The sequence below is a fragment of the Stenotrophomonas sp. FSL W7-1447 genome (assembly GCF_037966425.1).
GTDB lineage: Bacteria > Pseudomonadota > Gammaproteobacteria > Xanthomonadales > Xanthomonadaceae > Stenotrophomonas > Stenotrophomonas pavanii.
This window is the reverse complement of sequence record NZ_CP150199.1, coordinates 1,838,883-1,864,165: the sequence shown is the minus strand read 5'-3', so window position 1 is coordinate 1,864,165 and position 25,283 is coordinate 1,838,883. Positions and strand designations below refer to the sequence as shown.

The window sequence follows — 25,283 nt, the reverse complement described above, 5'->3', positions numbered from 1 at the left end:
ACGTGCCTGACAACCTGCCCCCTGCTTTCGTCGGATATCCGCGCCTGCCCGGCCACCAGCTGCTGAGCCTGCAGGGCCCGGATGCGGCCGTCTTCGCCCACGCCCAGTTCAGCAGCGATGTGACTGCCCTGCCCCTGCTGCACTGGCAGTGGAGCGCCTGGCTGAGTGCCAAGGGCCGCACCCTGGCGGTGTTCCAGCTGCTCCGGCTGGCCGACGATCACGTGATGCTGGTGCTGGCCGACGGCGATGCCGATGCGATTGCGTCGCAACTGCAGCGCTTCGTGTTCCGGCGCAAGCTGAAGGTGCTGCCGCGCGGCGACCTGGCAGTGGCCGGTGCGTTCACCGCGCCCGAGGCCGCCAGCGGCGCTGCGATCGCGCACGCCGGTGATGGCTGGGAACTGGACCTGGGCAGCGACGCCCTGCCGCGCACGCTGCGCATTGCCGCCGCTGATGCCTTCTCCACCGGCGGCGACGCCGACGAGGCCGCCTTTGCCCTGGCCTGGCGCCAGGCCGACCTGCGCTACGGCCTGCCGCGGCTGGAACACAGCCAGCGCGAAGTGTGGACCCCGCAGCAGCTCGGGCTGGACCGGCTGAACGGCTACAGCGTGAAGAAGGGCTGCTACCCGGGGCAGGAAATCGTCGCCCGCACCCATTTCCTCGGCAAGGCCAAGCGTGCAGTGCAGCTGCTGCATACCGCGGCCCCGGCACAGGCGGGCGATGGCGTGCAGCAGGACGGCGCGGCCCTCGGCACGATTGCCAGCGTAGCCGGCGAACTGGCCCTGGCGGTGCTGCCACTGGAGGCTGGCGACGCCGAGCTGCAGGTGGGTGATGCCATTGCGCAGCGCGTACCGTTGCTGGATGGCCTGGCCCGCTGAAGCAGTCGTCAGGGACCTGCACGGGTGAGTGCAGGAATGGTAGTGCCGGCCGCTGGCCGGCAACCATGGGGGTTGAGGTTGCCGGCCAGCGGCCGGCACTACCCCTTACAGGCGCTCGCCGGTTTCCGCGTTGAAGAAATGCAGGCCCTGCGGGTGGATGGCCACCCGGATGTCTTCGCCCACGCCCGGCAGCGACTGCGGCGCCACGCGCATGGTCAGCGCGTGCTGGCCACTGCTCATGTTGACGAAGATCTCGTTGCCGACCGGTTCGATGCCTTCAATGCGCGCGATGAACGCGTGCGCGTCATCGGCAGCAGCAGGCTGCAGGTGCTCCGGGCGCACACCCACCGCGATCGGCTTCTGCAGCCACGCTGGATCGATCGTGGCCTGTCCCAGCGGCGCGCGCCATTCGCCGTCGACCACGGTCACGCCGCCGGCATCGCCCTGCAGCGTGCCGCGCAGCACGTTCATCGCCGGGCTGCCAAGGAAACCGGCCACGAACAGGTTGGCCGGGCGGTCGTACAGCGCCATCGGCGTATCGATCTGCTGGATGATGCCGTCCTTCAGCACCACGATGCGCTGGCCCAGGGTCATCGCCTCGACCTGGTCGTGGGTCACGTAGATCATGGTGGTGCCCAGCTTGCGGTGCAGCTGCGCGATTTCGGTGCGCACGCTGTGGCGCAGCTTGGCATCGAGGTTGGACAGCGGCTCGTCGAGCAGGAACACCGCCGGCTCGCGCACCAGCGCACGACCCAGCGCCACACGCTGGCGCTGGCCACCGGACATCGCCTTGGGCAGCTTGTCCATCATCTCGGTCAGGCCCAGCGTCTGCGCCGCCTCGGCAATGCGCCTGTCGATGGTCGCCTTGTCATGTCCGCGCAGCTTCAGGCCGAAGGCCAGGTTCTCGGCCACGGTCATGTGCGGGTACAGCGCGTAGCTCTGGAACACCATGGCGATGTCGCGATCCTTCGGCGCCACGTCGTTGACCACGCGATCGCCGATGGTCAGCGTGCCACCGCTGATCTCTTCCAGGCCGGCCACCATCCGCAGCAGCGTCGACTTGCCACAGCCGGACGGACCGACCAGCACCATCAGTTCGCCATCGGCGACCTCGAAGGTGGCGTCCTTCACCGCGACCTGGCCGTTGTCATAGACCTTGCGCACACCCTGCAACTGCACTTTTGCCATATCACCTATCCGGTCCGCCCGAAGCCGGGCTGTCTTTTGGGACTGCCTCGGCCCTCCCGATGGCAGTGATGATTGCGCGCTTGCCGCATGACGGCGAGCACTGCAATCGAATACAGTTGCCCATTCTGCCATGTAAACGTTTTCACGTGGCACTATCCGATGATCGGTGCGCACCGATCTGCGTCGGCGGTTGAACGAAGGTTCCGCCGAGGTGGTGGTTTCGAATGGAACGGTCTTCCAGTGCACCGGAGAACGCGCCCGACGAACCTCGGACAGGCAGTTGCGCGGATGTCCCCCGAACCCAGCCATGAAGCGATTGACAACGATGTCACCCGGATCTGAAACTCGAGCGATGCACGACACCCTCTTCCTGTTCGGTGCCACAGGTGATCTGGCCCAGCGCTACCTGTTCCCTTCGCTGCTTCGCCTGCTTGGCGACGGCCTGCTGCCGGAGGACTTCCGCATCCGTGCGCTGGCCCTGTCCGGGCATGACACCGAAGCCTTCCATGACATCCTGCGGCCGCGACTGCAGCAGGCCATGCCGATGGCCACGCAGGACGACATCGGCGCCCTGCTGCGCCGCATCGACTACCGCTCGGTGGACCTGCGCGACGTCGACTCGGTCGCCGCCGCGGTCGCCGACCTGGTGCACCGCAAGTGCGTCAGCTACCTGGCCATTCCGCCGGGCCTGTACATCTCCACCTGCGAAGGCCTGGCCAAGGGCGGCGCGCTCGCCGCGCCGGCACGGCTGATGCTGGAGAAGCCGATCGGCAGCGACAGCGAGAGCGCCGAGGAGATCATCAGCACCATCGGCCAGTGGATCGACGAGGACCGCGTGTTCCGCCTCGACCACTACCTGGGCAAGGCCGCGGTGCAGAACCTGATCGCACTGCGCTTCGGCAACACGCTGCTGGAAGCGGTGTGGAACCGCAACTACATCGAATCGGTGCACATCCTGGTGGCCGAGAGCGAGGGCGTGGACGGCCGTGACGCGTACTACGCGCGCTCCGGCGCGCTGCGCGACATGGTGCAGAGCCACATCCTGCAGCTGCTGTGCATGGTCGCGATGGAACCACCCGCCTCGCTGGAAGCCGACCGCATCCGCGACGAGAAGGTCAAGGTGCTGCGCGCCCTGCGCCCGCTCGATGCCAGGCACGCCGCGCGTGACAGCATCCGCGGCCGCTACACCGCCGGCACCATCAACGGCCAGCCGGCGCAGGCCTACCAGCCGCCGGAAGGCAGCGACGTGGAAACCTTCGCCGGCGTCACCGCGCACATCGACAACTGGCGCTGGAGCGGCGTGCCGTTCCACCTGGTCACCGGCAAGCGCCTGCCCGAGCGCACCACCCGCGTGGTGGTCACGCTGAAGCCGGTCACCCACTGGCTGTTCGAGCGCCCGCAGCGCGCGCAGGCCGCACCGAACCGCCTGGTGTTCCAGCTGCAGCCGCAGGAGAACATCGAACTGGGCCTGATGAGCAGCCTGGCCGGCCCGGAATGGGGCGCGCTGGAACTGCATCCGCTGGAACTGGAACTGTCGGTGCCGACCGGCCTGCACCGCCGCATCGCCTACGAACGCCTGTTCCTGGATGCCTTCAACGGCAACCACACGCTGTTCGTGCGCGACGACGAAGTTCGGGCGGCGTGGGCGTGGATCGACAGCGTCGCCGACGCCTGGAAGGAGGCCAAGCTGCCGCTGGAACCCTATCCCGCCGGCCAGTGGGGCCCGAGCAATGCGGGCGAGTTCCTGCCGCAGGGCGTGGACGCGCCGGACAGTGGAGCGTCGGCATGAGTGCCACCTCGCAGCCGGTGCTGGTTGCCGACATCGGCGGCACCAACGCCCGCTTCGCCCTGGCCGACACCTCGCAGGACGCGCCGCTGCGGAAGGACAGCATCCGCGAATACGCGGTGGCGGAGTTCCCATCGCTCGGTGACGCGGCGCGCCACCACCTGGAACAGATCGGCGCCAGCGCAAGCCGCGGCGTGTTCGCCGTGGCCGGGCGCGTCGATGGTGACGAAGCGCGCATCACCAACCATCCGTGGGTGATCTCGCGCAGCCGTACCGCCGCGATGCTCGGTTTCGACGAGCTGCACCTGATCAACGATTTCGCCGCGCAGGCGATGGCGATTTCGCTGCTTCAGCCCGACGACGTGGTCCAGGTCGGCGGGGCTGCCTGGGTACCGGGCAAGCCCGGCCAGCCACGCAACTACGCGGTGATCGGGCCCGGTACCGGGCTCGGCGTCGGCGGCCTGATCATGCGCCACGGCCGTTGCTATCCGCTGGAAACCGAAGGCGGCCATGTCAGCTTCCCGCCGGGAACCCCGGAAGAGATCCGCATCCTGGAGATCCTGTCCGAGCAGTTCGGCCGCGTCTCCAACGAGCGCCTGATCTGTGGCCCCGGCCTGGTCAACATCCATCGCGCGGTGTGCGAGATGGCCGGCATCGACCCCGGCCAGCTGCAGCCGGTGGACGTAACCGCCCGCGCCCTGCACGGTGATCCCCAGGCCATGCGCACCGTGGATGTGTTCTGTGCCGTGTTCGGTGCCATCGCCGGCGACCTGGTGTTGACCCAGGGTGCGTGGGATGGCGTGTTCCTGACCGGCGGCCTGACCCCGAAGATGCTCGATTCGCTGCAGCACTCCGGCTTCCGCCAGCGCTTCGAGCACAAGGGTCGGTTCTCTTCCATCATGGCGCGGGTTCCTTCGCTGGCCGTGATGCATCCGCATGCCGGGTTGCTGGGCGCCGCTGCCTATGCCGCCGACGCCGAACGTGACGCACCAGGAGTTGCCGCATGACCCCTACCCTCCACGACGACCGCATCGAGTTCATCCCGCACGGCGATGCCGATGGCTGGATCGAGGCGGTGGCCGCCGAGATGGCGCAGACGCTCAACCACGACATCAACGAGGTGGGGCGCGCCCGCATCCTGCTGTCCGGCGGCACCACGCCGGCGCCGGTCTACCAGGCGCTGGCCGAGCTGGACGTGCACTGGGACCGGGTGGAAGTGAGCCTGGCCGACGAGCGCTGGCTGTCGCCACAGGATCGCGACAGCAACGCCTGGCTGGTGCGCGAAAACCTGCTCAAGCGTGCCGAGGGCGCCCACTTCGATCCGCTGGTGCGGATCGGCAAGCCGCTGCCCGAATGCGTATACACCGCCAACCTGCAGGCCCAGCACAGCCAGCCGCCGAGCCTGGTGGCACTGGGCATGGGCAACGACGGCCACACCGCCTCGCTGTTCCCGGGCTCGAAGGACCTGGCCCGCGCACTGGAAAGCACCCTGCCCTATGCCGCGCTGGACGCCACCGGCTGCCCCGGGGCGAACCAGTGGCCGCTGCGCATCACCCTGACCCCGCATGGCCTGCGCCAGTGCCGCCAGCGCCTGCTGCTGCTGCGCGGCAAGCAGAAGCTGCAGGTGCTGCGCCAGGCGCTGGACAGCAACGACGCCCAGCAGTACCCGATCCTCAATGCGATCAACCTGGACGGCGCGCGCCTGCGCGTCCACTGGGCTGATTGACGTCGGCGGCGGTGTCCTGCCGCCGCTTGCCTCTCGCCACCTCGAACGCCGGTAGCCAATGAGCCTCCATCCGCAACTGCAAGCCATCACTGAGCGCGTCATCCGCCGCAGCGCCGCCTCGCGCGCCGCCTACCTGGCCGCGATCGACGCCTCGCTGCGTGACGGCCCGTTCCGCAGCCGCCTGAGCTGCGGCAACCTCGCCCACGGGTTCGCCGCCTGTGGCGGCACCGACAAGAGCCGCCTGCGCGGCGGGGTGACACCGAACCTCGGCATCATCACCGCCTACAACGACATGCTGTCGGCGCACCAGCCGTTCGAGACCTATCCCGAACAGATCCGTGAGATCGCCCGCGAGCTGGGCGCCACCGCGCAGGTGGCCGGCGGCGTGCCGGCGATGTGCGACGGCGTTACCCAGGGCCGCGGCGGCATGGAACTGTCGCTGTTCTCGCGCGATGTGATCGCGCAGGCCACCGCGATCGGGCTCAGCCACGACATGTTCGACAGCACCGTCTACCTCGGTGTCTGCGACAAGATCGTGCCGGGCCTGCTGATCGGTGCGCTGGCCTTCGGCCACCTGCCGGCGGTGTTCGTACCGGCCGGCCCGATGACCCCGGGCATCCCCAACAAGCAGAAGGCCGAGGTACGCGAGCGCTACGCCGCAGGTGAAGCCACCCGCGAAGAGCTGCTGGAAGCGGAATCCGCGTCGTACCACGGCGCCGGCACCTGCACCTTCTATGGCACGGCCAACTCGAACCAGGTGCTGCTGGAGGCGATGGGCGTGCAGCTGCCGGGGGCGTCGTTCGTCAATCCGGGCACGCCGCTGCGCGATGCGCTGACCCGCGAAGCCACCGAGCGCGCGCTGGAGATCACCGCGCTGGGCGACGACTTCCGCCCGCTGGGCCGGATCATCGACGAGCGCGCGATCATCAATGCGGTCATCGCGCTGATGGCCACCGGTGGTTCGACCAACCACACCATCCACTGGATCGCGGTGGCGCGAGCGGCCGGCATCGTACTGACCTGGGATGACTTCGACGAACTGTCGCAGCTGATCCCGCTGCTGGCCCGCGTCTATCCGAACGGCGAGGCCGACGTGAACCGTTTCGCGGCCGCCGGCGGCCCGGCGTTCGTGTTCGGCGAGCTGATCAAGGCGGGCCTGATGCACGGTGACCTGGTCAGCGTCGCGCGTGGCGGCATGGCCGACTATGCGCGCGAGCCGCAGCTGCGCGACGGCCAGCTGGTCTATCTGCCGGGCCTGGAACGCAGCGCCGATGACGAGGTGGTGCGCGGCGTCGACAACCCGTTCGAGCACCAGGGTGGCCTGCGCCTGCTGCGCGGCAACCTGGGCAAGTCGCTGATCAAGCTGTCGGCGGTGAAGCCGCAGTACCGCACGATTGAGGCACCGGCGGTGGTGGTCGATGCGCCGCAGGTGCTGAACAAGCTGCATGCCGGTGGCCTGCTGCCGCAGGACTTCGTGGCGGTGGTGCGCTACCAGGGGCCGCGCGCCAACGGCATGCCGGAGCTGCATTCGCTGGCGCCGCTGCTGGGGCTGCTGCAGAACCAGGGCCGGCGCGTGGCGCTGGTCACCGACGGCCGCCTGTCTGGCGCCTCGGGCAAGATCCCGGCGGCCATCCACGTGACGCCGGAAGCCGCGCGCGGCGGTCCGCTGGCCAAGGTCCGCGAGGGCGACATGATCCGCCTCGATGGCGAAGCCGGCACCCTGGAGGTGCTGGTGGATGCGGCGGAGTGGGCGGCACGGCCACTGGCGCCGAACACCGCACCGGCGGCACATGACCTGGGCCGCAATCTGTTCGCGGTCAACCGGCGCGTGGTGGGGCCGGCCGACCAGGGCGCGATTTCGATTTCGTGCGGTCCGGCGGCGGCCGATGGCGGGCCGTGGGAATACGACGCGGAGTACGAGCTGGGGCACGATGCCGCAGCGGCGGCGGCGCCGCATGAGGCAAAAGACGCCTGAGGGTTGGAGAGCGTTGCGGGCGTGCGTGGGCGGCAAGTGTCCTGGTTGAGGCGGCGGCTGGCCCCCACCAGGACACGCCGTGAACCCATCCATGGGGGCTCGGTCGCGCCATCCATGGCGCGAACGGTCCTGGCGGGGGCTAGCCGCCGCCTCCGGACGGTTTCATGGCGCCCTCGCGCCGCGAAGTGATCACTGAAAATCAAATTCGGAAGCAAAGGCAGAAGCAGAGCTATGGGTATCGAACAACATCAGGTGAAGGCGGCGGAGCTGTTGCATGCGGCGGGCATCCTGCCGGTGGTGACGGTTCATACGCTGGACCAGGCGCGTGCGGTCAGTGCGGCGTTGCTGGAAGGTGGCCTGCCGGCGATCGAGTTGACGCTGCGTACGCCAGTGGCAATGGACGCGCTGGCGATGCTCAAGCGCGAGCTGCCGGACGTGGTGGTGGGTGCCGGTACGGTGCTGACCGTAGAGCAGATGCAGCAGTCGATCGATGCAGGTGCAGACTTCCTGGTGACCCCGGGTACGCCGCCGGTCTTGGCCGATGCGCTGGCGGCTGCACCGCTGCCGGTGGTGCCGGGTGCGGCCACGCCGACCGAACTGCTGTCGCTGTATGCGCGCGGCTTCCGCGTGTGCAAGCTGTTCCCGGCCACCGCCGTGGGCGGGCTGGCGATGATCAAGGGACTGGCCGGCCCGGTGGCGGACCTCAAGCTGTGCCCGACCGGCGGCATCACCGAGAACACCGCCGCCGAGTACCTCGAGCAGAAGAACGTCGTCTGCATCGGTGGTTCGTGGATGGTACCGGGCAACTGGATCGCCGACGGCCAGTGGGACAAGGTGCGCGCCAGCGCTGCCGACGCGGCGAAGATCATCAAGCGCGTACGCGGACACTGACATGAAGATCGGGGTCTGAGCCCTTTCCCGCCGGGAAAGGGATCCGACCCCAGGCTGCGAGCGCGCGCAGCGCGCGACCCGCTCCTGCTCTTCCTTCTTCGTTCCGCGGTGGCGGCGCACGGAACCTGTCCGTGGCCCTGCGGAGGGATTGCGCAGGGGCGTAAGCGCCATGGATGGCGCGCCCGAGCCTCCAGGGATGGATTCACGGCGTCCCCTGCGCGGTCCCTCCGCAGGGCCAACCCCACAAATCCAACCGCACCACCACCGCGAGGGGCTCAGCCGTTGGCCGAAACCCTTACAACGGCCGTGCCGGATCCACCAGGCCGTACTGGCTGGCCATGCGCGCCAGTGCGATGTTGTCGTGGATCCCCATCTTCTCGAACAGTCGCGCCTTGTGCGTGTTCACCGTCTTCGCACTCAGGCTCAGGCGCCGCGCGATGTCTTCCTGGCGCAGGCCCTGGGTCAGCAGCAATGCAACCTCCAGTTCGCGCGGCGACAGGTTGTCGAACGGCGAACCGTTGCCCTCCACGGTCGACAGGGCCAGGTTCTGCGCGATGCTGGTGCCCAGGTAGCGCCGGCCCATGGCCACATCGCGCACCGCGCGCAGCAGCTCCTGTGCATCGCAGCCCTTGCCGATGTAGCCCGCAGCGCCCGCTTCCAGCAGACGCTTCGGCAGCGGACCGTCTTCCAGCACCGACACGATCACCACGCGGGTGTTGCGATGGCTGCGGACGATACGCTCGGTCACCTCCATGCCACTCACGCCGGGCAGGTGCAGGTCGCACAGCACCACGTCAGGCAGCAGCTGGCGGACGTCACGCAGCGCGTCTTCGCCGGTCTCGGCTTCGCCCACCACCTCGATGTCGGTCTCCCCCGACAGGATCATCTTCATCCCGGTCCGGACCAGCGCGTGGTCATCCACCAGGTAGACTCGAATCGTCATCCACGTACCTCTTCGAATGCGGCCATTGCAGGTCAAGCTAGGCAGGGCGCCGATACCCCTGCAAGCGCGTTCGGGAAGCGAACCGGGCATTCTGCCTTGCGCATCACAGTACCGCGCGTTGTGCTTGTCCCCTGTCTTACAGAACCTGCAGTAACGAAACAACTGATCTATTACGTAGACGCCCCGGAGGGGTCATCCACGTCAATCCCCCTGTGGTGATGCTTCGCTGGCCGTCGCTGGCGGCGAATCGTGACGTCGCCAAGGATGCCGGCGACTGAACATGACCAGATAGCACCCTACCACCCAAACCAGCGCCGCACACCATCCGGCCAGGATGTCCGAGGGGTAATGCACCCCCAGATAGACCCGGGAGACGCTGACCAGCAGGCTGAACGCGGGCGCCAGCAGCAGCACCGGCCAGCGCCAGCGGGTGTTCCAGGCCAGCAGCACCAGGGTCGCAGCCAGGGTCATCGAGCCCATCGCGTGGCCGCTGGGGAAGCTGAACGTCGATTCGGGCGCGATCGATTCCCACAGGCTGGGCCGTTCGCGCTGGAAGAACTGCTTGCTGCCCATGTTCAGCAGCGCCGAGCCCACGAAGCTGACCGCCACGAACGTGGCCTCCCGCCACCGCCGGCAGGCCAGCAGCACGCCGATGATCAGCACGTCGGCCGGAATCAGGAACCATTCGTAGCCCAGCCTGGAAATGAGCACGAAAAAGCGGTCCAGCAGCGGCGAATGCAGGCCATGCATCTGCCACAGCAGCGGCGCATCGAAATGGAACGATTCAAACTCGTGGACTTCGTCGGCCAGGGCGACGAAGCCGGCCAGCGGCAGCAGCACGCCACCGAACAGCAGCACCAGGCGCCACGCATTGCGCGCCATCCAGTGGCGGAAGCCGGAGGCGGACTCCGGCGCGGCAAGGATCGCAGGCTTATCCGGCGCTTCGGACATACGTGCGTTCGACGTAATCGTCGATCAGGGCGACGAACTCCTGGGCGATGTTGTCGCCGCGCAGGGTCACCTTCTTCTCGCCATCGACGAACACCGGCGCCGCCGGCGTTTCACCCGTGCCCGGCAGCGAGATGCCGATGTTGGCATGGCGCGACTCGCCCGGCCCGTTGACGATGCAGCCCATCACCGCCAGGGTCATGTTCTCCGCCCCCGGATGATGGACCTTCCACAGCGGCATCTTCTCGCGCACGTGGTTCTGCACCACCTTGGCCAGTTCCTGGAAGAACTCGGAAGTGGTGCGGCCGCAACCGGGGCAGGCGGTGACCAACGGCGTGAAGGCGCGCTGGCCCGTGGTCTGCAGCAGTTCCTGGGCGACGATCACCTCCTGCGTGCGCGACTGGCCCGGCTCCGGGGTCAGCGAGATGCGGATGGTGTCGCCGATGCCTTCCTGCAGCAGCACGCCCAGCGCCGCCGACGAGGCGACGATGCCCTTGCTGCCGATACCGGCTTCGGTCAGGCCCAGGTGCAGGGCGAAGTCGGAGCGCTGGGCCAGGTCGCGGTACACCGCGATCAGTTCCTGCACGCCGCTGACCTTGGCCGACAGCACGATGCGGTCGCGCGGCAGGCCCAGCTCCACCGCCTGCTCGGCCGAATCCAGCGCCGAACGGATCAGCGCCTCGCGCAGCACGCGACCGGCATCCCAGGGCTGCGCGCGCAGGTTGTTCTCGTCCATCAGCTTCGCTGCCAGGGCCTGGTCCAGCGACCCCCAGTTGGCGCCGATGCGTACCGGCTTGTTGTAGCGGATCGCGAACTCGATCAACTGGGCGAACTGCAGGTCCTTCTTCTTGCCGAAGCCGACGTTGCCCGGGTTGATGCGGTACTTGGCCAGCGCTTCGGCACACGCCGGTTCGGCGGTCAGCAGCTGGTGGCCGTTGTAATGGAAGTCACCGATCAGCGGCACATCGATGCCCATCATCGCCAGCTTGTCGACGATGCGCGGGATCGCCGCAGCCGCTTCCACGGTATTAACGGTCAGCCGCACCATCTCCGAGCCGGCACGCCACAACTCGGCCACCTGCTTCACGCTGGAGGCCACGTCGGAGGTATCGGTGTTGGTCATCGACTGCACCACCACCGGCTTGCCTCCGCCTACAGTGACCCCGCCGATCTGGACGGCATGGGTCTGGCGACGGGGCCAGGCGGTGGCATCGGAAGGGGGAGTCGGGCGGGTGACGGCGTCGTGCATGCGGGCATTCTAGCGCCCGGCCCTGCATTCCGGGTGACTCGCATTCAGCCGGCGGCACGGCTGCGGCCGATTGTCGCAGGCACGTGCACGCCTGAACGCATACGATGGGCATGCATGACCGGTCCCGACGCCCCGTTTCTCCGCACCCTGTGCAGCCTGCGCTGGCTTGCCGTAGGTGGCCAGGCCGCCACCATCCTGGTCGCCACCTGGGTGCTGGGCCTGCCGTTGCCGCAGCAGCCGTTGTGGGCGGGTGTGGCCGTGCTTGCCCTGTTCAACATCTACACCCAGCTGCGCCCGGAAGCGGCCGACACCGCGCCGCTGACCGCATTCGGCCACATCCTGGTGGACGTGATCATCCTGACCTGGATGGTGGGCTGGAGTGGCGGCATGGCGAACCCGTTCAGTTCGCTGTTCCTGATCCTGATCGCGCTGGCGGCGTTCGCCCTGCCCCTGCGCTGGGCACTGGCGGTCGCCCTGGCCTGCCTGCTCGGTTACGCCGCCAGCGGCATCTTCGGCCAGCCGCTGCCGGACGGCTATTTCCGCGCGCAGGACCTCAACCGCTGGGGCGTGGTCGCCAACTTCCTGATCTCCGCTGCGGTGGTGCTGACCTTCTCCACCCGGCTGGCGCTGGCGCTGCGCCAGCGCGAACTGGAACTGTCGGCGCTGCGCGAGCGCTTCGCCCGCAACGAAGGCATCGTCGCCCTGGCCACCCATGCCGCCTCGGTGGCACATGAACTGAACACGCCACTGGCGACCATGACCCTGCTCGCCGATGACGTCGCCGAGCGCAGCGAAGAGCCGGAAGTGCGCGAGGACATGGAAACCCTGCGCGAGCTGCTGGTGCAGTGCCGCGAGCGCGTGCTGGCACTGGCTGCGCCGGCGTCGGCCGATGCACCGGGTCGCAGCCACTCCAGCGCCCAGCAAGTGCTGGAGCAATGGCGCCTGGTGCGGCCCACCATCGACCTGCATCGCAATGACGATGCGCCGCTGCGGCTGCCACTCGACCCGGGCGTGGGCCACCTGCTGATGGTCCTGCTCAACAATGCCGCCGATGCCGGCGAACAGGCCGGCCGGCCGCGCGTGGACCTGGACCTGCGCATCGAAGGCGACGACCTGATCGGCGAAGTGCGCGATTACGGCCATGGCTTCGACGCCCGTGCCGCCGTGCTGCCGGGCAGGCTGTTCGGCAGTAGCAAGAGTGAGGGCATGGGCGTCGGCCTGGCCCTGTCCCATGCCACCATCGAACGCCTCGACGGCGAGATGTGGATGCGCCCGGCCCAGGGGGCCGGCAGCCGCGTCGGCTTCCGCCTGCCGCTGGCCCCACGCGAGGACACCCCATGAGCCTTCATCCCTCCCCCCAGGGCCTGCTGGTCGACGACGACGAGCTGTACCTGCGCACCCTGCAACGCAGCCTGGCCCGCAAGGGGCTTGAAACGCAGACCGCACAGGATGCGGCCAGCGCGCTGGCGCTCGCGCGCCAGCATCCGCCGGCGTTCGCGCTGATCGACCTGAAACTGGGCAGCGACTCGGGCCTGGCGCTGATCCAGCCGCTGCGCGCCCTGCGAGCCGACATGCGCATCCTGCTGGTGACCGGTTACGCCAGCATCGCCACCGCGGTGGAGGCGATCAAGCTGGGTGCGGATGATTACCTGCCGAAACCGGCCACGGTGCCGATGATCCTGCGCGCGCTGGGCGAAGAGGACGACGGCCCGGCCGACGATGGCGAAATGGAAGTGCCGGACGCGATGACGCCGATCAGCCGCCTGCAGTGGGAACACATCCAGCAGGCGATGCACGAAACCGGCGGCAATGTCTCGGCCGCCGCGCGCCTGCTCGGCATGCACCGGCGTTCGCTGCAGCGCAAGCTGGCCAAGCGGCCCAGTCCGGAACGCGACCCGAGCAGGTGAGGCGGTAGTGCCGGCCGCTGGCCGGCAGCCTCATGAACGATTGAAGCATCACCTGGATGCCGGCCAGCGGCCGGCACTACCAGGGCATCAGCGCTTCAGCTGCGCCAGGATCTCGCGGGTCAGCGTACCCAGCGCCTGCGCGGCAGCGCGTCGAGTGACGCGGTAGTGCCGGCCGCTGGCCGGCAACCTCATGAACGATTGAAGCATCACCTGGATGCCGGCCAACGGCCGGCACTACCAGGGCATCAGCGCTTCAGCTGCGCCAGGATCTCGCGGGTCATCGGATCGGCAATTGCCACCTCCTCGCCCTGCAGCGCCGGCAGCAGGCCACTGGCCAGCTGCTTGCCCAGCTCGACACCGAACTGGTCGAAGGCGTTGATGTTCCAGATCACCGACTGCACGTACACGGCGTGTTCGTACATGGCGATCAGCGCGCCCAGCGCCTGCGGGGTCAGCGCGTCGAGCAGGATCAACGTGCTCGGGCGGCCGCCCGGGTAATCCCGGTGCGGATCTTCGCTGCCCTGGCCATTGGCCAGCGCCTCGGTCTGCGCCAGCAGGTTGGCCAGCAGGGCCTGGTGATTGACCGTGTACGGATCATCGTTGTGCACGCAGCCGATGAAATCGGCCGGCACGATGCTGGTGCCCTGGTGCAGCGCCTGGAAGAAGCTGTGCTGCACATCGGTGCCCGCCCCGCCCCACCACACCGGCACGGTGTCGGTGGTGACCGGCTGGCCGTCACGCTGCACGCGCTTGCCCAGGCTTTCCATCACCAGCTGCTGCAGGTAGGCCGGCAGCAGCGCCAGGCGCTGGTCGTAGGTCATCACCGCATGCGTGGCATGGCCCAGCAGGTTGCGGTTCCAGATGTCGGTCAGACCGTGCAACACCGGCAGGTTGCGCTCCAGCGGCGCATCCAGCGCGTGCGCATCCATCTGCGCCGCGCCTTCCAGCAGCTGTTCAAAGCGCTCGAAACCGATCGCCAGCGCGATCGGGAAACCGACCGCCGACCACAGCGAATAACGGCCCCCCACCCAGTCCCACATCGGCAGCACGCGATCGGCGGCGATCGCGAAGGCCTTGGCGGCACGTTCGGGATTGGCGCTGACTGCGTACAGGCGCTCGCTGCCGCCCAGCCAGTCGTGCAGGATCTGGCCGTTGAGCAGGGTTTCCTGCGTACCGAAGGTCTTGGAAATCAGGATGCCGGCGGTCTTGGCCGGATCCAGCGTGGCCAGCGTGCGCTGCATGGCGGCGCCGTCCACGTTCGACACGAAATGCACGCGCAGGCGCGCGCCGGTGACCGGGCGCAGCGCGTCGGCAACCAGGCGCGGGCCAAGGTCGGAACCACCGATGCCGACACTGACCACATCGGTCACGCCACTGTCTTCCAGCGCGCGCACCAGCACGCCCATGCGCTGGCGGATCGCGCGCGCGATGGCATAGGCCTCGGCCGCCACCGGCGCATCGACCACGTCGCCGCGCAGCGCGGTGTGCAGCGCCGCGCGACCTTCGGTCAGGTTGACCTGCTCGCCGCGGAACAGGCGGGTGATGGCACCGCCGACGTTACGGTCGGCCGCCAGCGCCAGCAACGCCTGCAGCGCCGCGGCATCGTATTTCTGCCGCGCAAAGTTGACGTACAACGGACCGACCCGCAGTGCCAGGTCCTGTACGCGGCCGGGTTCGGCGGCGAGCAGGCCGGGAATGCTTGCGCCCTTCAGGCGCTGGGCGTGGGAATGCAGCGAGTCGAATCCGTTGTTCGTTGTCATGCGGCCTGGGTCGGGATCGTGTCGTTGGTGTGGGTGATCTGGTTCTTGCCATCAACGTACACCAGCTTCGGCTTGAAGCTGTCGGCTTCCTGCTCGGTCATGCTGGCGAACGCGGCAATGATGATGATGTCACCGACCTGCACGTGGCGCGCGGCGCCACCGTTGAGCGAGACAACGCCGCTGCCGGCTTCGGCGCGGATGGCATAGGTCGAGAAACGCGCACCGTTGGTCACGTCCCAGATGTGCACCTGCTCGAACTCGCGGATGCCGGTGGCCGCCAGCAGGTTGTCGTCGATGGCGATCGAGCCTTCGTAGTTCAGCTCGGAATGGGTGACGGTGGCGCGGTGGATCTTGGTCTTGAGCAGGGACAGGTGCATGGGGGCGCTGCAACGGCAAAGGAAAGAGCGGATTCTAGCACCCGCTTGGCCGTCGTCAGGGGGCTGCCGCAGGACGCTGAAGGCCGTTCAGGCGCCCTCGCCCCGCGGCGCTGGCGCGGCAGGGACGGCACCGCCCTGCAGTGACAGCCGGAATACCGCATGGAAGGCCAGCCCGGCGGCCAGGCCCAGCCCCCCGGCCAACGACACCGTCAGCCCATAGCGGATCACATCGAAGGTATCCACATAGCGCAGGCGCTGCAGCAGCGGCCCCTGGACCGCACCCGGCCATTCATGGACCGCCATGGCCAGCGCGCCCAGCGCAGCCCCCACAAGCGCGAAGCTGATCCGGCGCAAGGGCCGCCGGGACTGCAGGATCAGCGCCATCGGCAGGAACACCGCGATGGCGCTGCAGACGCCCAGCCCGAACATCAGCCCACCGCCGGTGAGCGCGGGCATCGGCGTGCGCCTGAATTCGAGCGCGAACAAGAGGCCGCCAAACAGCTGCGCCGGCAGCATGCCGGCCGCCAGCACGGCGAGGAACGTCGCCCGGGCAAGGCGGCCGGCGTCAATGGCAGGGGTCTTCATGGCTCCGGTCTCCCGTCCGTGGGAAGGCGAGAGGCGCCCGGTGCGGGCGCCCCACGGTCGCATGCGGCTCAGAATTCCAGGTTGTCGATCAACCGGGTGGTGCCCAGGCGCGCGGCAATCAGCGCCACGCGGCCACCGCCGTCGAAGGTCGGCTCGGCCAGTTCCGGGGTGCGCAGCACCGCGTAGTCGACCTGGAACCCGGCCGCCTGCAGCGCGGCGGTGGCATCCGCCTCGATGCGTTCGCGCGGGTGACCGGCCACATAGCCCTCGCGCATGCCCAGCAGGGTGCGGTGGAGGGTGGTCGCAACCGGGCGTTGTTCCGCGCTCAGGTACTGGTTGCGCGAACTCTTGGCCAGACCATCCTCGTCGCGCACGATCTCAGCACCGACGATCTGGATCGGGAACGACAGCTCGGTCACCATCTGCCTGATGACCGCCAACTGCTGGTAATCCTTGCGGCCGAACACGGCCACATCCGGCTGGACCTGCAGGAACAGGCGCGCCACCACGGTGCAGACGCCATCGAAGTGGCCCGGCCGGCTGGCGCCTTCCAGCACTTCACTGACACCCGGCGCATGCATCTGCGTGGTCTTGTCCACGCCCAGCGGGTACATCACCTCGACGCTGGGCAGCCACACCGCGTCGCAGCCGGCCTGCTCCAGTCCGGCCACGTCGGCCTCGGGCGTGCGCGGGTAGCGGTTGAAATCCTCGTTCGGGCCGAACTGGGTCGGATTGACGAAAATGCTCGCCACCACCTTGTCGGCGTACTGGCGGGCCAGTGCCACCAGCGAATGGTGGCCGCCATGCAGGTTGCCCATGGTCGGCACCAGCGCCACGCGCAGGCCGTCCTGCTTCCACTGGGCGATCTGCGCGCGCAGTGCGCCGAGTTCGTTGAAGGTCTGGATCATTGGGCGTAGGCGTGCTGTTCGTCGGGGAAGCTGCCGTCGCGCACGGCGTCGGCGTAGGCGCGGGTGGCACCGGCCACCGAACCGCCTTCGGCAAGGAAGTCCTTGACGAACTTGGGACGGCGATGGCCGCTGTCCAGGCCCAGGAAGTCGTGCAGCACCAGCACCTGGCCGTCGCACTGCGGGCCGGCACCGATGCCGATGGTCGGCACATCCACCGCGGCGGTCACTTCTGCGGCGACCGGGGTCGGCACGCATTCGAGCACCATGATGCTGGCACCGGCCGCGGCCACGGCCTTGGCATCCTCGACCAGCTGGCGGGCGGCATCGCCGCGGCCCTGGATCTTGAAGCCGCCCAGGCGCAGCACCGATTGCGGGGTCAGGCCCAGGTGCGCGCAGACCGGAATCTCGCGCTCGACCAGGTAGCGGATGATGTCGACCTTGAAGCCGGCCCCTTCGATCTTGACCATCTCGGCACCGGCCTGCAGCAGCTGCAGCGAAGCATCCAGCGCGCGCTCCGGGGTGGCATCGGCGCCGAACGGCAGGTCGGCCACCAGCAGCGCACGCTGCAGCACGCGGGCCACGGCGCGGGTGTGGTAGACCATGTCGGCCACGGTCACCGGCAGGGTCGAATCATGGCCCTGCACGACCATGCCCAGCGAATCGCCGATCAGGATCAGGTCAACGCCATTTGCGTCGAAGGTGCGGGCGAAGCCGGCGTCGTAGGCGGTCAACATGACCAGCTTCTGGCCATTGCGCTTGGCCTCGGCCAGGGCGGGAACGGTCCAGGGCTTGCTGTCTGCGTGGGTGCTCATGTGCTGATAACCGGGGGAGATAACCCGGGCATTATCACCCTATCGGCGCGATCCCGCAGGCATCTACCCGCATCACTGCATCCCGCACGCGGCCATGGCCGGGAATGGCCAGATCCGGTGCGATTTCGGCCAGTGGCACCAGCACGAAGGCACGCGCGTGCAGGTAAGGGTGTGGCACCTGCAGGCCCGGCTGATCGAGCACCTGCGCGCCATACAGCAGCAGGTCCAGGTCCAGCGCACGCGGCCCCCAGTGCACCGCCGGATCGCGCACGCGGCCGAAGCGCTGCTCCAGCGCCAGCATCGCCTGCAACAACTCATCGGCCGGCAACGTGGTTTCGACCGAGGCCGCCGCATTGACGAACGGCGGCTGGTCTTCCTTGCCCCAGGCCGGCGTCGCGTAAAGCCGCGAGGCCTGGCGCAGGCGGGTCCCGGGCAGGCCGTCCAGCGCGGCAATCGCCGCGCCCACGGTGGCGGCCGCGTCGCCAAGGTTGGCGCCGAGACCGATCCAGGCAAGGGTCATTGCTTACTCGCCCGCTGCACCGGCCGTGGCGCCCGGACGACGCCGACGACGGCGGCGCTTGCGCGGCGCCCCACTCTCGTCCTCGGTCTCTTCGCTGTGTATCGCATCCAGCGACGATTCCAGCTCGCGTCCGGACTGCGCCTGCGCGTCGCGCCAGAACTCGACATCTGCAGCATGCTCGGACGATGCCACCTGGCGCAGGCTGAGGAAGTCGAACGCCGCACGGAAACGCGGGTGGGTCAGGGTGCGGAACACGCGCTTGCGCTGGCGCGAACCGAAGCGCGACTGCAGCAGCCAGATCTCCTGCATCGGCAGCGAAAAACGCCGCGGCAGCGCAATGGTGCTCAGCTGCTGCACGGTGACGCGGTCGGCGGCACGGCGCTGTGCCTCTTCCGGTGCCACGCCCTGCTTGAGCAGGGTCGCCTGCGCGCGGCAGAACGCCGGCCACAGCAGCAGTGCGAACAGGAACGCCGGCGAGACCGGCTCGTCGTTGGCCACGCGCGCATCGGTGTTGGCCAGGCCCTCGACCAGCATGCGGCGCAGCGCGCCGGTGCGGTTGGACTTCAACGCCTTGGCGCTTTCCGGGAACAGCACGTCGAGCAGGCCGTAACGCTCCAGGCCTTCGAAGCTGGCCACGCCGTGCCCGGACAGGAACAGCTTGAGCACTTCCTCGAACAGGCGCGCCGGTGCGGCTTCGTTGAGCAGGCCGGCCAGCTGCGGGATCGGAGCGGCGGTGCCCTCTTCGATCTGGAAGCCGAGCTTGGCCGCCAGGCGCACCGCACGCAGCATGCGCACCGGGTCTTCCTGGTAGCGCTGCACCGGATCGCCGATCAGCTTCATCAGACGTGCCTGCACGTCCTCGAAACCACCGGTGTAGTCACGCACCGAGAAGTCCTCGATGGCGTAGTACAGCGCGTTGCAGGTGAAGTCGCGGCGGACGGCGTCGTCTTCGATGGTGCCGTACACGTTGTCGCGCACGAGCATGCCGTTTTCCATCTCGCGGTCGCCGCTGCCGTCATCGCTGTTGGCACGGAAGGTGGCGACTTCGATGATCTCGCGGCCGAACACTACGTGGGCGAGGCGGAACCGGCGGCCGATCAGGCGGCAGTTGCGGAACAGCTGCTTGACCTGTTCGGGCGTGGCGTCGGTGGCCACGTCGAAATCCTTGGGTTGGCCATTGACCAGCAGATCGCGCACCGCGCCGCCGACAAGGTAGGCGCCGAAGCCGGCATCGCGCAGGCGATAAAGCACGCGCAGGGCGTTCGGGCTGATGTCCTTGCGGGAGATCGTGTGCTGGTCGCGCGGGATGACGCGCAGGCTGAACGGTGATGTAGCAGGGGAAATGATGTTGGCGCTTCCGGTTGAAGTTTCGGGATTGCCCAATGGCATCGAGGTGCATATACTAGCGCTCCTGCCTCGGCAGCGACACAGTTACGCTCCCTTCGTCTAGTGGTTAGGACGTGGCCCTCTCAAGGCTAAAACAGGGGTTCGAGTCCCCTAGGGAGCGCCAGTCGCCGCAGCAGGAACCGAAAAAGCCCGCCTTGTGCGGGCTTTTCTGTTTTCCGGGGTTGCAATGATTGCGGTCGGATTGGCCGCTTGTGCGCCTCCCTGTTCCTGCGCGGGAGGGGGCGGGCCACCCTTTTCTGGACACGCAAAAGCCCATCCATGGTGCTCGATGGCGCCATCCATGGCGCCAACGGTCCAGAAAAGGGTGGCCCGCCCCCTCCAGACAATCTCCCGCGACGGCGGTACGAACAGCCTCGCTCATCCGCAGCCAATTCAATCCCGACGTGCAGACCTGCGTCCGCCACCCGCAATGTGTCGAGAGGCGGCAGGCCCGCCGATCCAGGACCGTTGGCGCCATGGATGGCGCCATCGAGCCCCCATGGATGGGTTTACGGCGTGTCCTGGATCGGCGGACCTGCCGTCTCCCCGCAGAACAGGGAGGCGCTGAAACACAGGCCGGCCGTCAGCCTTCCATCTGCTCCAGCTCCTTGCCCTTGGTCTCGCGCACGTAGCGGACCACAAAGAAGATCGAAAGGATCGCCGCGACCGCGTAGATACCATAGGCGCCGGCCAGGCCGATGCCGGCCAGCAGCATCGGGAAGGTCACGGTGATCGCGAAGTTCGAGGTCCATTGCGCGGCCCCCGCCACCGCCAGCGCCGGGCCACGGATCTGGTTGGGGAACATTTCGCCCAGCATCACCCACATCACCGGGCCCCAGGACATGTTGAAGAACACCACGTAGACATTGGCTGCGACCAGCGCCAGCCGGCCCATGCCATCGGACAGCTGCAGGCGCCCGCCGGCCAGGCTGCCGCTGGCAAAGGCCACCACCATCAGCACCAGTGCCACCGACATGCCGACCGAGCCGACCCACAGCAGCGGCTTGCGCCCGATGCGGTCGATCAGCAGCACGGTGAGCAGGCAGGCGCCGATGCTCAGCGCGCCGGACAGCACATTGATCAGCAGTGCGTCGCTTTCAGAGAAGCCCACCGCCTGCCACAGCACCGCGCCGTAGTAGAACACCACGTTGATGCCGACCAGCTGCTGGAACATGGCCAGGCCGATGCCCACCCAGAGGATCGGGCGCAGCCTGCCGGTAGCCCTGCTGCGCAGGTCGCCGAAGCGCGGCTTGTGCTGGTCCTGTGCCAGGCTGGCCTCGATCTCGGCCTGCTTGGCCCGGGCAGCGGCCTCGCCGTACAGTCGCGACAACACCGCCCTCGCCTGCCCCTGGCGGCCCTTCAGCGCCAGGAAGCGCGGGCTTTCCGGAATCACCAGCAGCAGCACCAGGAACAGCGCGGAGGGCAGCGCCTGCATCCAGAACATCCAGCGCCACGCCTCATGGCCCAGCCACAGCGGCTCGGTCGAGGCGCCGGCAGCGCGGGCCAGCAGATAATTGCTGAGGAACGCCGCAAACAATCCGCAGATGATGGCCATCTGCTGCACCGTGGCCAGTCGGCCGCGATACCGCGCCGAAGCGACCTCGGCGATGTAGGCCGGCGACATCACGCTGGCCGCGCCCACCGCGAAACCGCCCAGCACGCGGGCCGCGACAAACAGCCAGGACGCATGGGCCGCGCCGGCGCCCAGCGCCGAAACCAGGAACATCAGCGCCGACACGATCAGGACGCCGCGGCGCCCCAGCCGATCGCCCAGCCAGCCGGCCAGGAAGGCCCCGATCGCGCAGCCCAGCAACATCGAGGCGACCTCGAAGCCCAGCGCGGCCTCGCTGGAATTGAAGGCCTGCCGCAGGCCATCGACCGTGCCATTGATGACACCACTGTCGAAGCCGAACAGGAACCCACCGAGGGTGGCCACGCAGCTGATCAGGACGATGAAGGCCGTGTTTTCACCGCCGCGGGAGGCGACGCCGGGCTGGGCGTGAGACATGGAAGATCCTGTTGGAAAGGGAGCCCGGCCACCACGGCCGGTTGCCGCGCAGCGTCGCACAGGCCCTGCCATGCCGCCAACGGCGGCCACGGCCGCGCCTGCCAGACGCCCGTTTTCGGCTCCGCGCCGACACCGGGGGCCAACCTGTTCTAGAATTGGCGGGTTCAGGAATCGATCCACCCCCAGCCCATGCCCTTTGTCGTCACCGAAAACTGCATCAAGTGCAAACACACCGATTGCGTGGAAGTGTGCCCCGTGGATTGCTTCCACGAAGGCCCGAACTTCCTGGTGATCGACCCGGATGAGTGCATCGACTGCACCCTCTGCGAGCCGGAGTGCCCGGTCAACGCGATCTTCCCGGAGGACGATGTCCCCGCCGGCCAGGAGGGCTTTGTCGCCCTCAATGCCGAGCTGGCGAAGGCGTGGCCGGTGCTGACCGTGCGCAAGGATCCGCCTGCCGACGCCGGCGAGTGGGATGGCAAGCCGGACAAGCTGAAACTGCTGGAGCGCTGAGAAGCGCCCGTTGCAGCAACGAAAAGGGCGCCCCAAGGCGCCCTTTTGCGTTTTCCGGCATACGCCAACCGCAGGATCCGGTAGGTGCCAACCTTGGTTGGCACAGAAGCGCCGACTCGGGTCGGCCTCTACCCGGGCAGCTGCGGACCTGGGCCCGCACCCGCTCGACCGGCCCTTACGGCGCCAGCTTCGCCTTCAGCGCAGCGATCAGCTTCACCGGTGCTGCGGCCGTGGCCGGCAGGCCACGCGGATCGACCGCGGAGATGTAGGCGCCAGCATCGACGGCGACCACGCGGACCAGGAAGTTGCTGCCTTCATAGGCCACGTCGTACGAACCCAGCAGCTGCGCGCGGCTGGCGATGGTCACGCCCTCCACGCCTTCCAGCGCCGTGCCGACCTTGGCGAAGGCTTCTTCCTTGCCGCCGGCAATGGTGAAGCCCGTGGTGCCCACGGCCGGGGCAGCCGCGGCAGGTGCCGCCGGCTTGGTCGCCGAGGCCAGCGTCGGCACCTTGTTGTCACCGGTGGTGGCCGGCAGGTTCAGGTCCGGCGGCACTTCCAGCGGACGCATTTCCGGGGCCAGGGCGTAGTCGCCCTTGACGCCGCGCTTGAAGCAGCCGGTGGTGCCGGCAGCGACCGCCACAGCAAGCAGGGCATAGGACAGCACGCGGACGGTGGAAACGGATTGACGCATGTGAATCTCCTGGGTCAGACCAAGACGGAAGGTCAGTGGCTGGAAAGGGCTTCGAGGGCGGCGATGTCGCCCGCAAGATGATCGGCGGCCGGGTGATGCGCTGCCGACAGCGGCAGCAGTGGCAGGCGCAGGTCGTGGCCGATGCCGATGCGGCGCAGCAGCGCCTTGACCGGGATCGGGTTCGGTTCGACACCACAGAAATCATGGAACGGCTGCAGGCGCGCATCCCACGACTCGGTGGCTTCATGGTCGTGCGCGGCGGCCAGCTCGCACATCCGGCGGTAGGCGCCGGGAAGCACGTTGGAACCCACCGAGATCAGGCCATCGATACCGGCGCGGATGGAACGGGCCGCGGTGCCATCGTCACCACTAAGCACCGCGAACTGCGGGCTGCGCAGTGCCAGCAGCGCGTGGACCCGGCCAGTGTCACCGACCGCTTCCTTGATGCCGACGATGTTGGGATGGCTGGCCAGCTCGGCGACGGTCTCCGGCTGCATGTCGCAGCCGGTGCGGCCAGGCACGTTGTACAGGACGACGGGCAGCCCGCCCTGGTCGGCAACCGCGCGGTAGTGCGCGATCAGGCCGGCCTGGGTCGGCCGCACGTAGGGCGGGGTGACCACCAGCGCATGGCTGGCGCCCAGTGCGGCGGCACGACGGGTCTGTTCGATGGTCTTGGCGGTGCCGGACAAGCCGGTGCCGGCCATGACGGGAATGCGGCCGCCGATGCGTTCCACCGCACTGGCCAGCAGCTGGTCGTACTCGGCGTCGGTCAGGGTGGCCGCCTCGCCGGTCGAGCCGGCCACGACAACGCCATGGACGCCACCCTCCAGTTGCAGGTGCAGCAGGCGCTGCCAACCATCGGGATCGAGGGCACCGTCGGCCCGGAACGGGGTCGCCAGCGCGGTGATGAGGCCGGAAAGGGACAAGGACGTGCTGCTCTTGGCTGGGAAGGGAAAACGCCCGCCACGACAGGCCGGGGGCGACCTGAATGTTACTTGCGGCGCGAAAGCACGGGCAAGTATGCTGGACACCGGTGGATCCCCGCCTCTGGCGGGCATTCAGACTCACGCATGCATTACCCGGAATCGCCTTGACCGACACCACCCCGCGCCCCGCGCCGAGCGAAAACCACCTCCTGATCAACGCCTATACGACGCATCCGGAGTCCCCCCTGCTGTCCGTCACCCGCCGCATCGCCGACAGCGGCTGCAATCTGGTGGACGCACGCCTGGCCACGGTCGGCCGCGATGTCTCGGTCACCGCCCTGGCCACCGGCTCCTGGGACTCGGTGGCCAAGCTCGAGGCGATGCTGACCCGGCTCGAGCGCGAGGAAGGCCTGAAGCTGGTCTGGTACCGCACCGCCGCCAAGCAGGCGCAGTCCAACCTGCTGCCTTACATCGTCGAAGTGATCGCCGCCGACAAGCCGGGCATCCTGTTCCAGCTGGCCGACTTCTTCGACCGCCAGGGCATCACCATCGAGAACCTGCAGAGCACGCGCTACCGCGCCATGCAGACCGGTGCGGAGATGTTCAGCGCGCAGGTCACCATCGGCGTGCCGGCCAACATGCACATCGCCGCGCTGCGCGACGATTTCCTCGAGTTCTGCGACCACCTGAACCTGGACGCGATCATGGACCCGATGAAGTTCTGATTGAATTCCTGATTTTTCGCGCATCCCTCACGGGCGCGTGGCGTTTCATGCAATTGTCGTAGAAAGAACCCAGGCTCGACAGAAGGACCTCATGAACAACGGCGACACCCTGGACCGCACCACCCTCTCCCTGCCACTGGCGCTGTCCGGTGGCACCCAGGCCACCCTCGGCGACTACGCCGGCCACTGGCTGGTGCTGTACTTCTATCCCAAGGACAGCACCCCGGGCTGTACCACCGAAGGCCTCGACTTCAACGCGCTGCTGCCGGAATTCAAGAAGGCCGGTGCGGTCGTGCTGGGCGTCTCGCGTGATTCGGTGAAGTCCCACGACAATTTCTGCACCAGGCAGGGCTTCGGCTTCCCGCTGGTCAGCGATGGCGACGAAGCGCTGTGCAACGCCTTCGACGTGATCAAGATGAAGAACATGTACGGCAAGCAGGTACGTGGCATCGAACGCAGCACCTTCCTGATTTCCCCCGACAGCCGCATCGTGCAGTCCTGGCGCAAGGTCAAGGTTGCCGGCCATGCCGATGCGGTTCTCGCCGAACTGAAGGCCTCCCAGTCCAAGTGAGTCCCACTGCCTA

At 68.1% G+C, this 25,283-nt stretch carries 25 protein-coding genes and 1 tRNA gene; 12 read left to right on the top strand and 14 right to left on the bottom strand.

What is annotated here, in order from left to right; all coding sequences use genetic code 11:
* Window positions 1-2: 2 nt before the first annotated feature.
* Window positions 3-875, top strand: coding sequence for a folate-binding protein YgfZ (locus NSQ78_RS08705; RefSeq protein WP_053463389.1), 873 nt, complete (start codon window positions 3-5; stop codon window positions 873-875).
* 105 nt (window positions 876-980) lie between these two features.
* Here the strand turns inward: NSQ78_RS08705 and ugpC are convergent, their stop codons facing one another.
* The gene (ugpC, locus tag NSQ78_RS08700) at window positions 981-2,063 is read right to left on the bottom strand and encodes a sn-glycerol-3-phosphate ABC transporter ATP-binding protein UgpC (protein WP_049468752.1); all 1,083 of its coding nucleotides are present in this window, start codon (window positions 2,061-2,063) and stop codon (window positions 981-983) included.
* Window positions 2,064-2,415: 352 nt separating this feature from the next.
* Between ugpC and zwf the strand changes: the two genes are divergently transcribed.
* From zwf to eda, 5 genes are all read left to right on the top strand, one after another.
* Window positions 2,416-3,852 carry a glucose-6-phosphate dehydrogenase gene (gene zwf, locus NSQ78_RS08695; RefSeq protein ID WP_049468754.1) on the top strand — a complete coding sequence of 479 codons (1,437 nt, stop codon included), beginning with the start codon at window positions 2,416-2,418 and terminating at the stop codon, window positions 3,850-3,852.
* Window positions 3,849-4,856, top strand: a complete 1,008-nt coding sequence (gene glk, locus NSQ78_RS08690; protein WP_049468755.1) for a glucokinase — start codon at window positions 3,849-3,851, stop codon at window positions 4,854-4,856. Before zwf ends, glk begins: the two co-directional genes overlap by 4 nt.
* Window positions 4,853-5,575, top strand: a complete 723-nt coding sequence (gene pgl, locus NSQ78_RS08685; RefSeq protein WP_049468757.1) for a 6-phosphogluconolactonase — start codon at window positions 4,853-4,855, stop codon at window positions 5,573-5,575. The genes glk and pgl overlap by 4 nt, the downstream gene beginning before the upstream one ends.
* Window positions 5,576-5,633: 58 nt before the next feature.
* The gene (edd, locus tag NSQ78_RS08680; protein ID WP_053463391.1) at window positions 5,634-7,550 is read left to right on the top strand and encodes a phosphogluconate dehydratase; all 1,917 of its coding nucleotides are present in this window, start codon (window positions 5,634-5,636) and stop codon (window positions 7,548-7,550) included.
* Window positions 7,551-7,781: 231 nt separating this feature from the next.
* Complete coding sequence (gene eda, locus NSQ78_RS08675; RefSeq protein WP_064238173.1) at window positions 7,782-8,441, top strand: bifunctional 4-hydroxy-2-oxoglutarate aldolase/2-dehydro-3-deoxy-phosphogluconate aldolase; 660 nt, start codon at window positions 7,782-7,784, stop codon at window positions 8,439-8,441.
* 295 nt (window positions 8,442-8,736) lie between these two features.
* Here eda and NSQ78_RS08670 read toward each other — a convergent pair whose 3' ends face one another.
* The 3 genes from NSQ78_RS08670 to ispG all read right to left on the bottom strand — a co-directional run bounded on the left by NSQ78_RS08670 (window position 8,737) and on the right by ispG (window position 11,581).
* Window positions 8,737-9,384: a response regulator gene (locus tag NSQ78_RS08670; protein ID WP_053506275.1), complete on the bottom strand. Its 648-nt coding sequence runs from the start codon at window positions 9,382-9,384 to the stop codon at window positions 8,737-8,739.
* A 201-nt stretch (window positions 9,385-9,585) separates the two neighbouring features.
* Window positions 9,586-10,335: a phosphatase PAP2 family protein gene (locus NSQ78_RS08665; RefSeq protein WP_049468765.1), complete on the bottom strand. Its 750-nt coding sequence runs from the start codon at window positions 10,333-10,335 to the stop codon at window positions 9,586-9,588.
* The gene (gene ispG, locus NSQ78_RS08660; protein ID WP_049468766.1) at window positions 10,316-11,581 is read right to left on the bottom strand and encodes a flavodoxin-dependent (E)-4-hydroxy-3-methylbut-2-enyl-diphosphate synthase; all 1,266 of its coding nucleotides are present in this window, start codon (window positions 11,579-11,581) and stop codon (window positions 10,316-10,318) included. Before ispG ends, NSQ78_RS08665 begins: the two co-directional genes overlap by 20 nt.
* 114 nt (window positions 11,582-11,695) lie before the next feature.
* On the opposite strand from ispG, the gene NSQ78_RS08655 reads away from it, so the two are divergent.
* Entirely contained in the window at window positions 11,696-12,922 is a 1,227-nt protein-coding gene (locus NSQ78_RS08655; protein WP_064238171.1) for an ATP-binding protein, read from the top strand.
* Window positions 12,919-13,488, top strand: coding sequence for a response regulator transcription factor (locus NSQ78_RS08650; RefSeq protein WP_049468770.1), 570 nt, complete (start codon window positions 12,919-12,921; stop codon window positions 13,486-13,488). Before NSQ78_RS08655 ends, NSQ78_RS08650 begins: the two co-directional genes overlap by 4 nt.
* A gap of 245 nt (window positions 13,489-13,733) precedes the next feature.
* Here NSQ78_RS08650 and pgi read toward each other — a convergent pair whose 3' ends face one another.
* From pgi to pcnB, 7 genes are all read right to left on the bottom strand, one after another.
* Window positions 13,734-15,248 (bottom strand): glucose-6-phosphate isomerase, encoded by a 1,515-nt coding sequence (gene pgi, locus NSQ78_RS08645; protein ID WP_064238169.1) that lies wholly within the window; start codon window positions 15,246-15,248, stop codon window positions 13,734-13,736.
* A complete protein-coding gene (panD, locus tag NSQ78_RS08640; RefSeq protein ID WP_005409061.1) occupies window positions 15,245-15,625 on the bottom strand; it encodes an aspartate 1-decarboxylase in 381 nt (126 codons plus the stop codon). Before panD ends, pgi begins: the two co-directional genes overlap by 4 nt.
* Before the next feature lie 87 nt (window positions 15,626-15,712).
* Window positions 15,713-16,210, bottom strand: coding sequence for a hypothetical protein (locus tag NSQ78_RS08635; protein WP_064238167.1), 498 nt, complete (start codon window positions 16,208-16,210; stop codon window positions 15,713-15,715).
* Window positions 16,211-16,278: 68 nt separating this feature from the next.
* Window positions 16,279-17,118 carry a pantoate--beta-alanine ligase gene (gene panC, locus NSQ78_RS08630; RefSeq protein ID WP_064238165.1) on the bottom strand — a complete coding sequence of 280 codons (840 nt, stop codon included), beginning with the start codon at window positions 17,116-17,118 and terminating at the stop codon, window positions 16,279-16,281.
* Window positions 17,115-17,930 carry a 3-methyl-2-oxobutanoate hydroxymethyltransferase gene (panB, locus tag NSQ78_RS08625; protein WP_005416119.1) on the bottom strand — a complete coding sequence of 272 codons (816 nt, stop codon included), beginning with the start codon at window positions 17,928-17,930 and terminating at the stop codon, window positions 17,115-17,117. The genes panC and panB overlap by 4 nt, the downstream gene beginning before the upstream one ends.
* A 34-nt stretch (window positions 17,931-17,964) precedes the next feature.
* Window positions 17,965-18,450 (bottom strand): 2-amino-4-hydroxy-6-hydroxymethyldihydropteridine diphosphokinase, encoded by a 486-nt coding sequence (folK, locus tag NSQ78_RS08620; RefSeq protein WP_064238162.1) that lies wholly within the window; start codon window positions 18,448-18,450, stop codon window positions 17,965-17,967.
* A gap of 3 nt (window positions 18,451-18,453) precedes the next feature.
* A complete protein-coding gene (gene pcnB, locus NSQ78_RS08615) occupies window positions 18,454-19,839 on the bottom strand; it encodes a polynucleotide adenylyltransferase PcnB (protein WP_162272195.1) in 1,386 nt (461 codons plus the stop codon).
* Window positions 19,840-19,885: 46 nt separating this feature from the next.
* Here pcnB and NSQ78_RS08610 point away from each other — a divergent pair.
* Window positions 19,886-19,960: transfer RNA gene (locus NSQ78_RS08610), tRNA-Glu, on the top strand.
* 459 nt (window positions 19,961-20,419) lie between these two features.
* On the opposite strand, the gene NSQ78_RS08605 is transcribed toward NSQ78_RS08610, so the two are convergent.
* Window positions 20,420-21,844 carry a sugar porter family MFS transporter gene (locus NSQ78_RS08605; protein WP_064238157.1) on the bottom strand — a complete coding sequence of 475 codons (1,425 nt, stop codon included), beginning with the start codon at window positions 21,842-21,844 and terminating at the stop codon, window positions 20,420-20,422.
* A 189-nt stretch (window positions 21,845-22,033) separates the two neighbouring features.
* On the opposite strand from NSQ78_RS08605, the gene fdxA reads away from it, so the two are divergent.
* Window positions 22,034-22,357, top strand: coding sequence for a ferredoxin FdxA (gene fdxA, locus NSQ78_RS08600; RefSeq protein ID WP_049411316.1), 324 nt, complete (start codon window positions 22,034-22,036; stop codon window positions 22,355-22,357).
* A gap of 175 nt (window positions 22,358-22,532) precedes the next feature.
* On the opposite strand, the gene NSQ78_RS08595 is transcribed toward fdxA, so the two are convergent.
* Together NSQ78_RS08595 and dapA are read right to left on the bottom strand one after the other, a co-directional pair.
* Complete coding sequence (locus NSQ78_RS08595; RefSeq protein WP_049466341.1) at window positions 22,533-23,048, bottom strand: hypothetical protein; 516 nt, start codon at window positions 23,046-23,048, stop codon at window positions 22,533-22,535.
* A 32-nt stretch (window positions 23,049-23,080) separates the two neighbouring features.
* Window positions 23,081-23,974: a 4-hydroxy-tetrahydrodipicolinate synthase gene (gene dapA / locus NSQ78_RS08590; protein ID WP_053463400.1), complete on the bottom strand. Its 894-nt coding sequence runs from the start codon at window positions 23,972-23,974 to the stop codon at window positions 23,081-23,083.
* Between the two features lie 164 nt (window positions 23,975-24,138).
* Here dapA and NSQ78_RS08585 point away from each other — a divergent pair, with 164 nt between their 5' ends.
* A complete protein-coding gene (locus NSQ78_RS08585; protein ID WP_005409051.1) occupies window positions 24,139-24,699 on the top strand; it encodes a glycine cleavage system protein R in 561 nt (186 codons plus the stop codon).
* Window positions 24,700-24,790: 91 nt separating this feature from the next.
* On the top strand, window positions 24,791-25,270 hold the full coding sequence (locus NSQ78_RS08580; RefSeq protein WP_064238155.1) for a peroxiredoxin: 480 nt from the start codon (window positions 24,791-24,793) through the stop codon (window positions 25,268-25,270).
* Window positions 25,271-25,283: the final 13 nt, after the last annotated feature.

Bases quoted from the DNA above. Each gene is read 5' to 3' on its own strand.
- ugpC (WP_049468752.1), bottom strand. From the start codon at position 2,063: ATGGCAAAAGTGCAGTTGCAGGGTGTGCGCAAGGTCTATGACAACGGC.
- zwf (WP_049468754.1), top strand. From the start codon at position 2,416: ATGCACGACACCCTCTTCCTGTTCGGTGCCACAGGTGATCTGGCCCAG.
- glk (WP_049468755.1), top strand. From the start codon at position 3,849: ATGAGTGCCACCTCGCAGCCGGTGCTGGTTGCCGACATCGGCGGCACC.
- pgl (WP_049468757.1), top strand. From the start codon at position 4,853: ATGACCCCTACCCTCCACGACGACCGCATCGAGTTCATCCCGCACGGC.
- edd (WP_053463391.1), top strand. From the start codon at position 5,634: ATGAGCCTCCATCCGCAACTGCAAGCCATCACTGAGCGCGTCATCCGC.
- eda (WP_064238173.1), top strand. From the start codon at position 7,782: ATGGGTATCGAACAACATCAGGTGAAGGCGGCGGAGCTGTTGCATGCG.
- NSQ78_RS08670 (WP_053506275.1), bottom strand. From the start codon at position 9,384: ATGACGATTCGAGTCTACCTGGTGGATGACCACGCGCTGGTCCGGACC.
- NSQ78_RS08665 (WP_049468765.1), bottom strand. From the start codon at position 10,335: ATGTCCGAAGCGCCGGATAAGCCTGCGATCCTTGCCGCGCCGGAGTCC.
- ispG (WP_049468766.1), bottom strand. From the start codon at position 11,581: ATGCACGACGCCGTCACCCGCCCGACTCCCCCTTCCGATGCCACCGCC.
- NSQ78_RS08655 (WP_064238171.1), top strand. From the start codon at position 11,696: ATGACCGGTCCCGACGCCCCGTTTCTCCGCACCCTGTGCAGCCTGCGC.
- NSQ78_RS08650 (WP_049468770.1), top strand. From the start codon at position 12,919: ATGAGCCTTCATCCCTCCCCCCAGGGCCTGCTGGTCGACGACGACGAG.
- pgi (WP_064238169.1), bottom strand. From the start codon at position 15,248: ATGACAACGAACAACGGATTCGACTCGCTGCATTCCCACGCCCAGCGC.
- panD (WP_005409061.1), bottom strand. From the start codon at position 15,625: ATGCACCTGTCCCTGCTCAAGACCAAGATCCACCGCGCCACCGTCACC.
- NSQ78_RS08635 (WP_064238167.1), bottom strand. From the start codon at position 16,210: ATGAAGACCCCTGCCATTGACGCCGGCCGCCTTGCCCGGGCGACGTTC.
- panC (WP_064238165.1), bottom strand. From the start codon at position 17,118: ATGATCCAGACCTTCAACGAACTCGGCGCACTGCGCGCGCAGATCGCC.
- panB (WP_005416119.1), bottom strand. From the start codon at position 17,930: ATGAGCACCCACGCAGACAGCAAGCCCTGGACCGTTCCCGCCCTGGCC.
- folK (WP_064238162.1), bottom strand. From the start codon at position 18,450: ATGACCCTTGCCTGGATCGGTCTCGGCGCCAACCTTGGCGACGCGGCC.
- pcnB (WP_162272195.1), bottom strand. From the start codon at position 19,839: ATGCCATTGGGCAATCCCGAAACTTCAACCGGAAGCGCCAACATCATT.
- NSQ78_RS08605 (WP_064238157.1), bottom strand. From the start codon at position 21,844: ATGTCTCACGCCCAGCCCGGCGTCGCCTCCCGCGGCGGTGAAAACACG.
- fdxA (WP_049411316.1), top strand. From the start codon at position 22,034: ATGCCCTTTGTCGTCACCGAAAACTGCATCAAGTGCAAACACACCGAT.
- NSQ78_RS08595 (WP_049466341.1), bottom strand. From the start codon at position 23,048: ATGCGTCAATCCGTTTCCACCGTCCGCGTGCTGTCCTATGCCCTGCTT.
- NSQ78_RS08580 (WP_064238155.1), top strand. From the start codon at position 24,791: ATGAACAACGGCGACACCCTGGACCGCACCACCCTCTCCCTGCCACTG.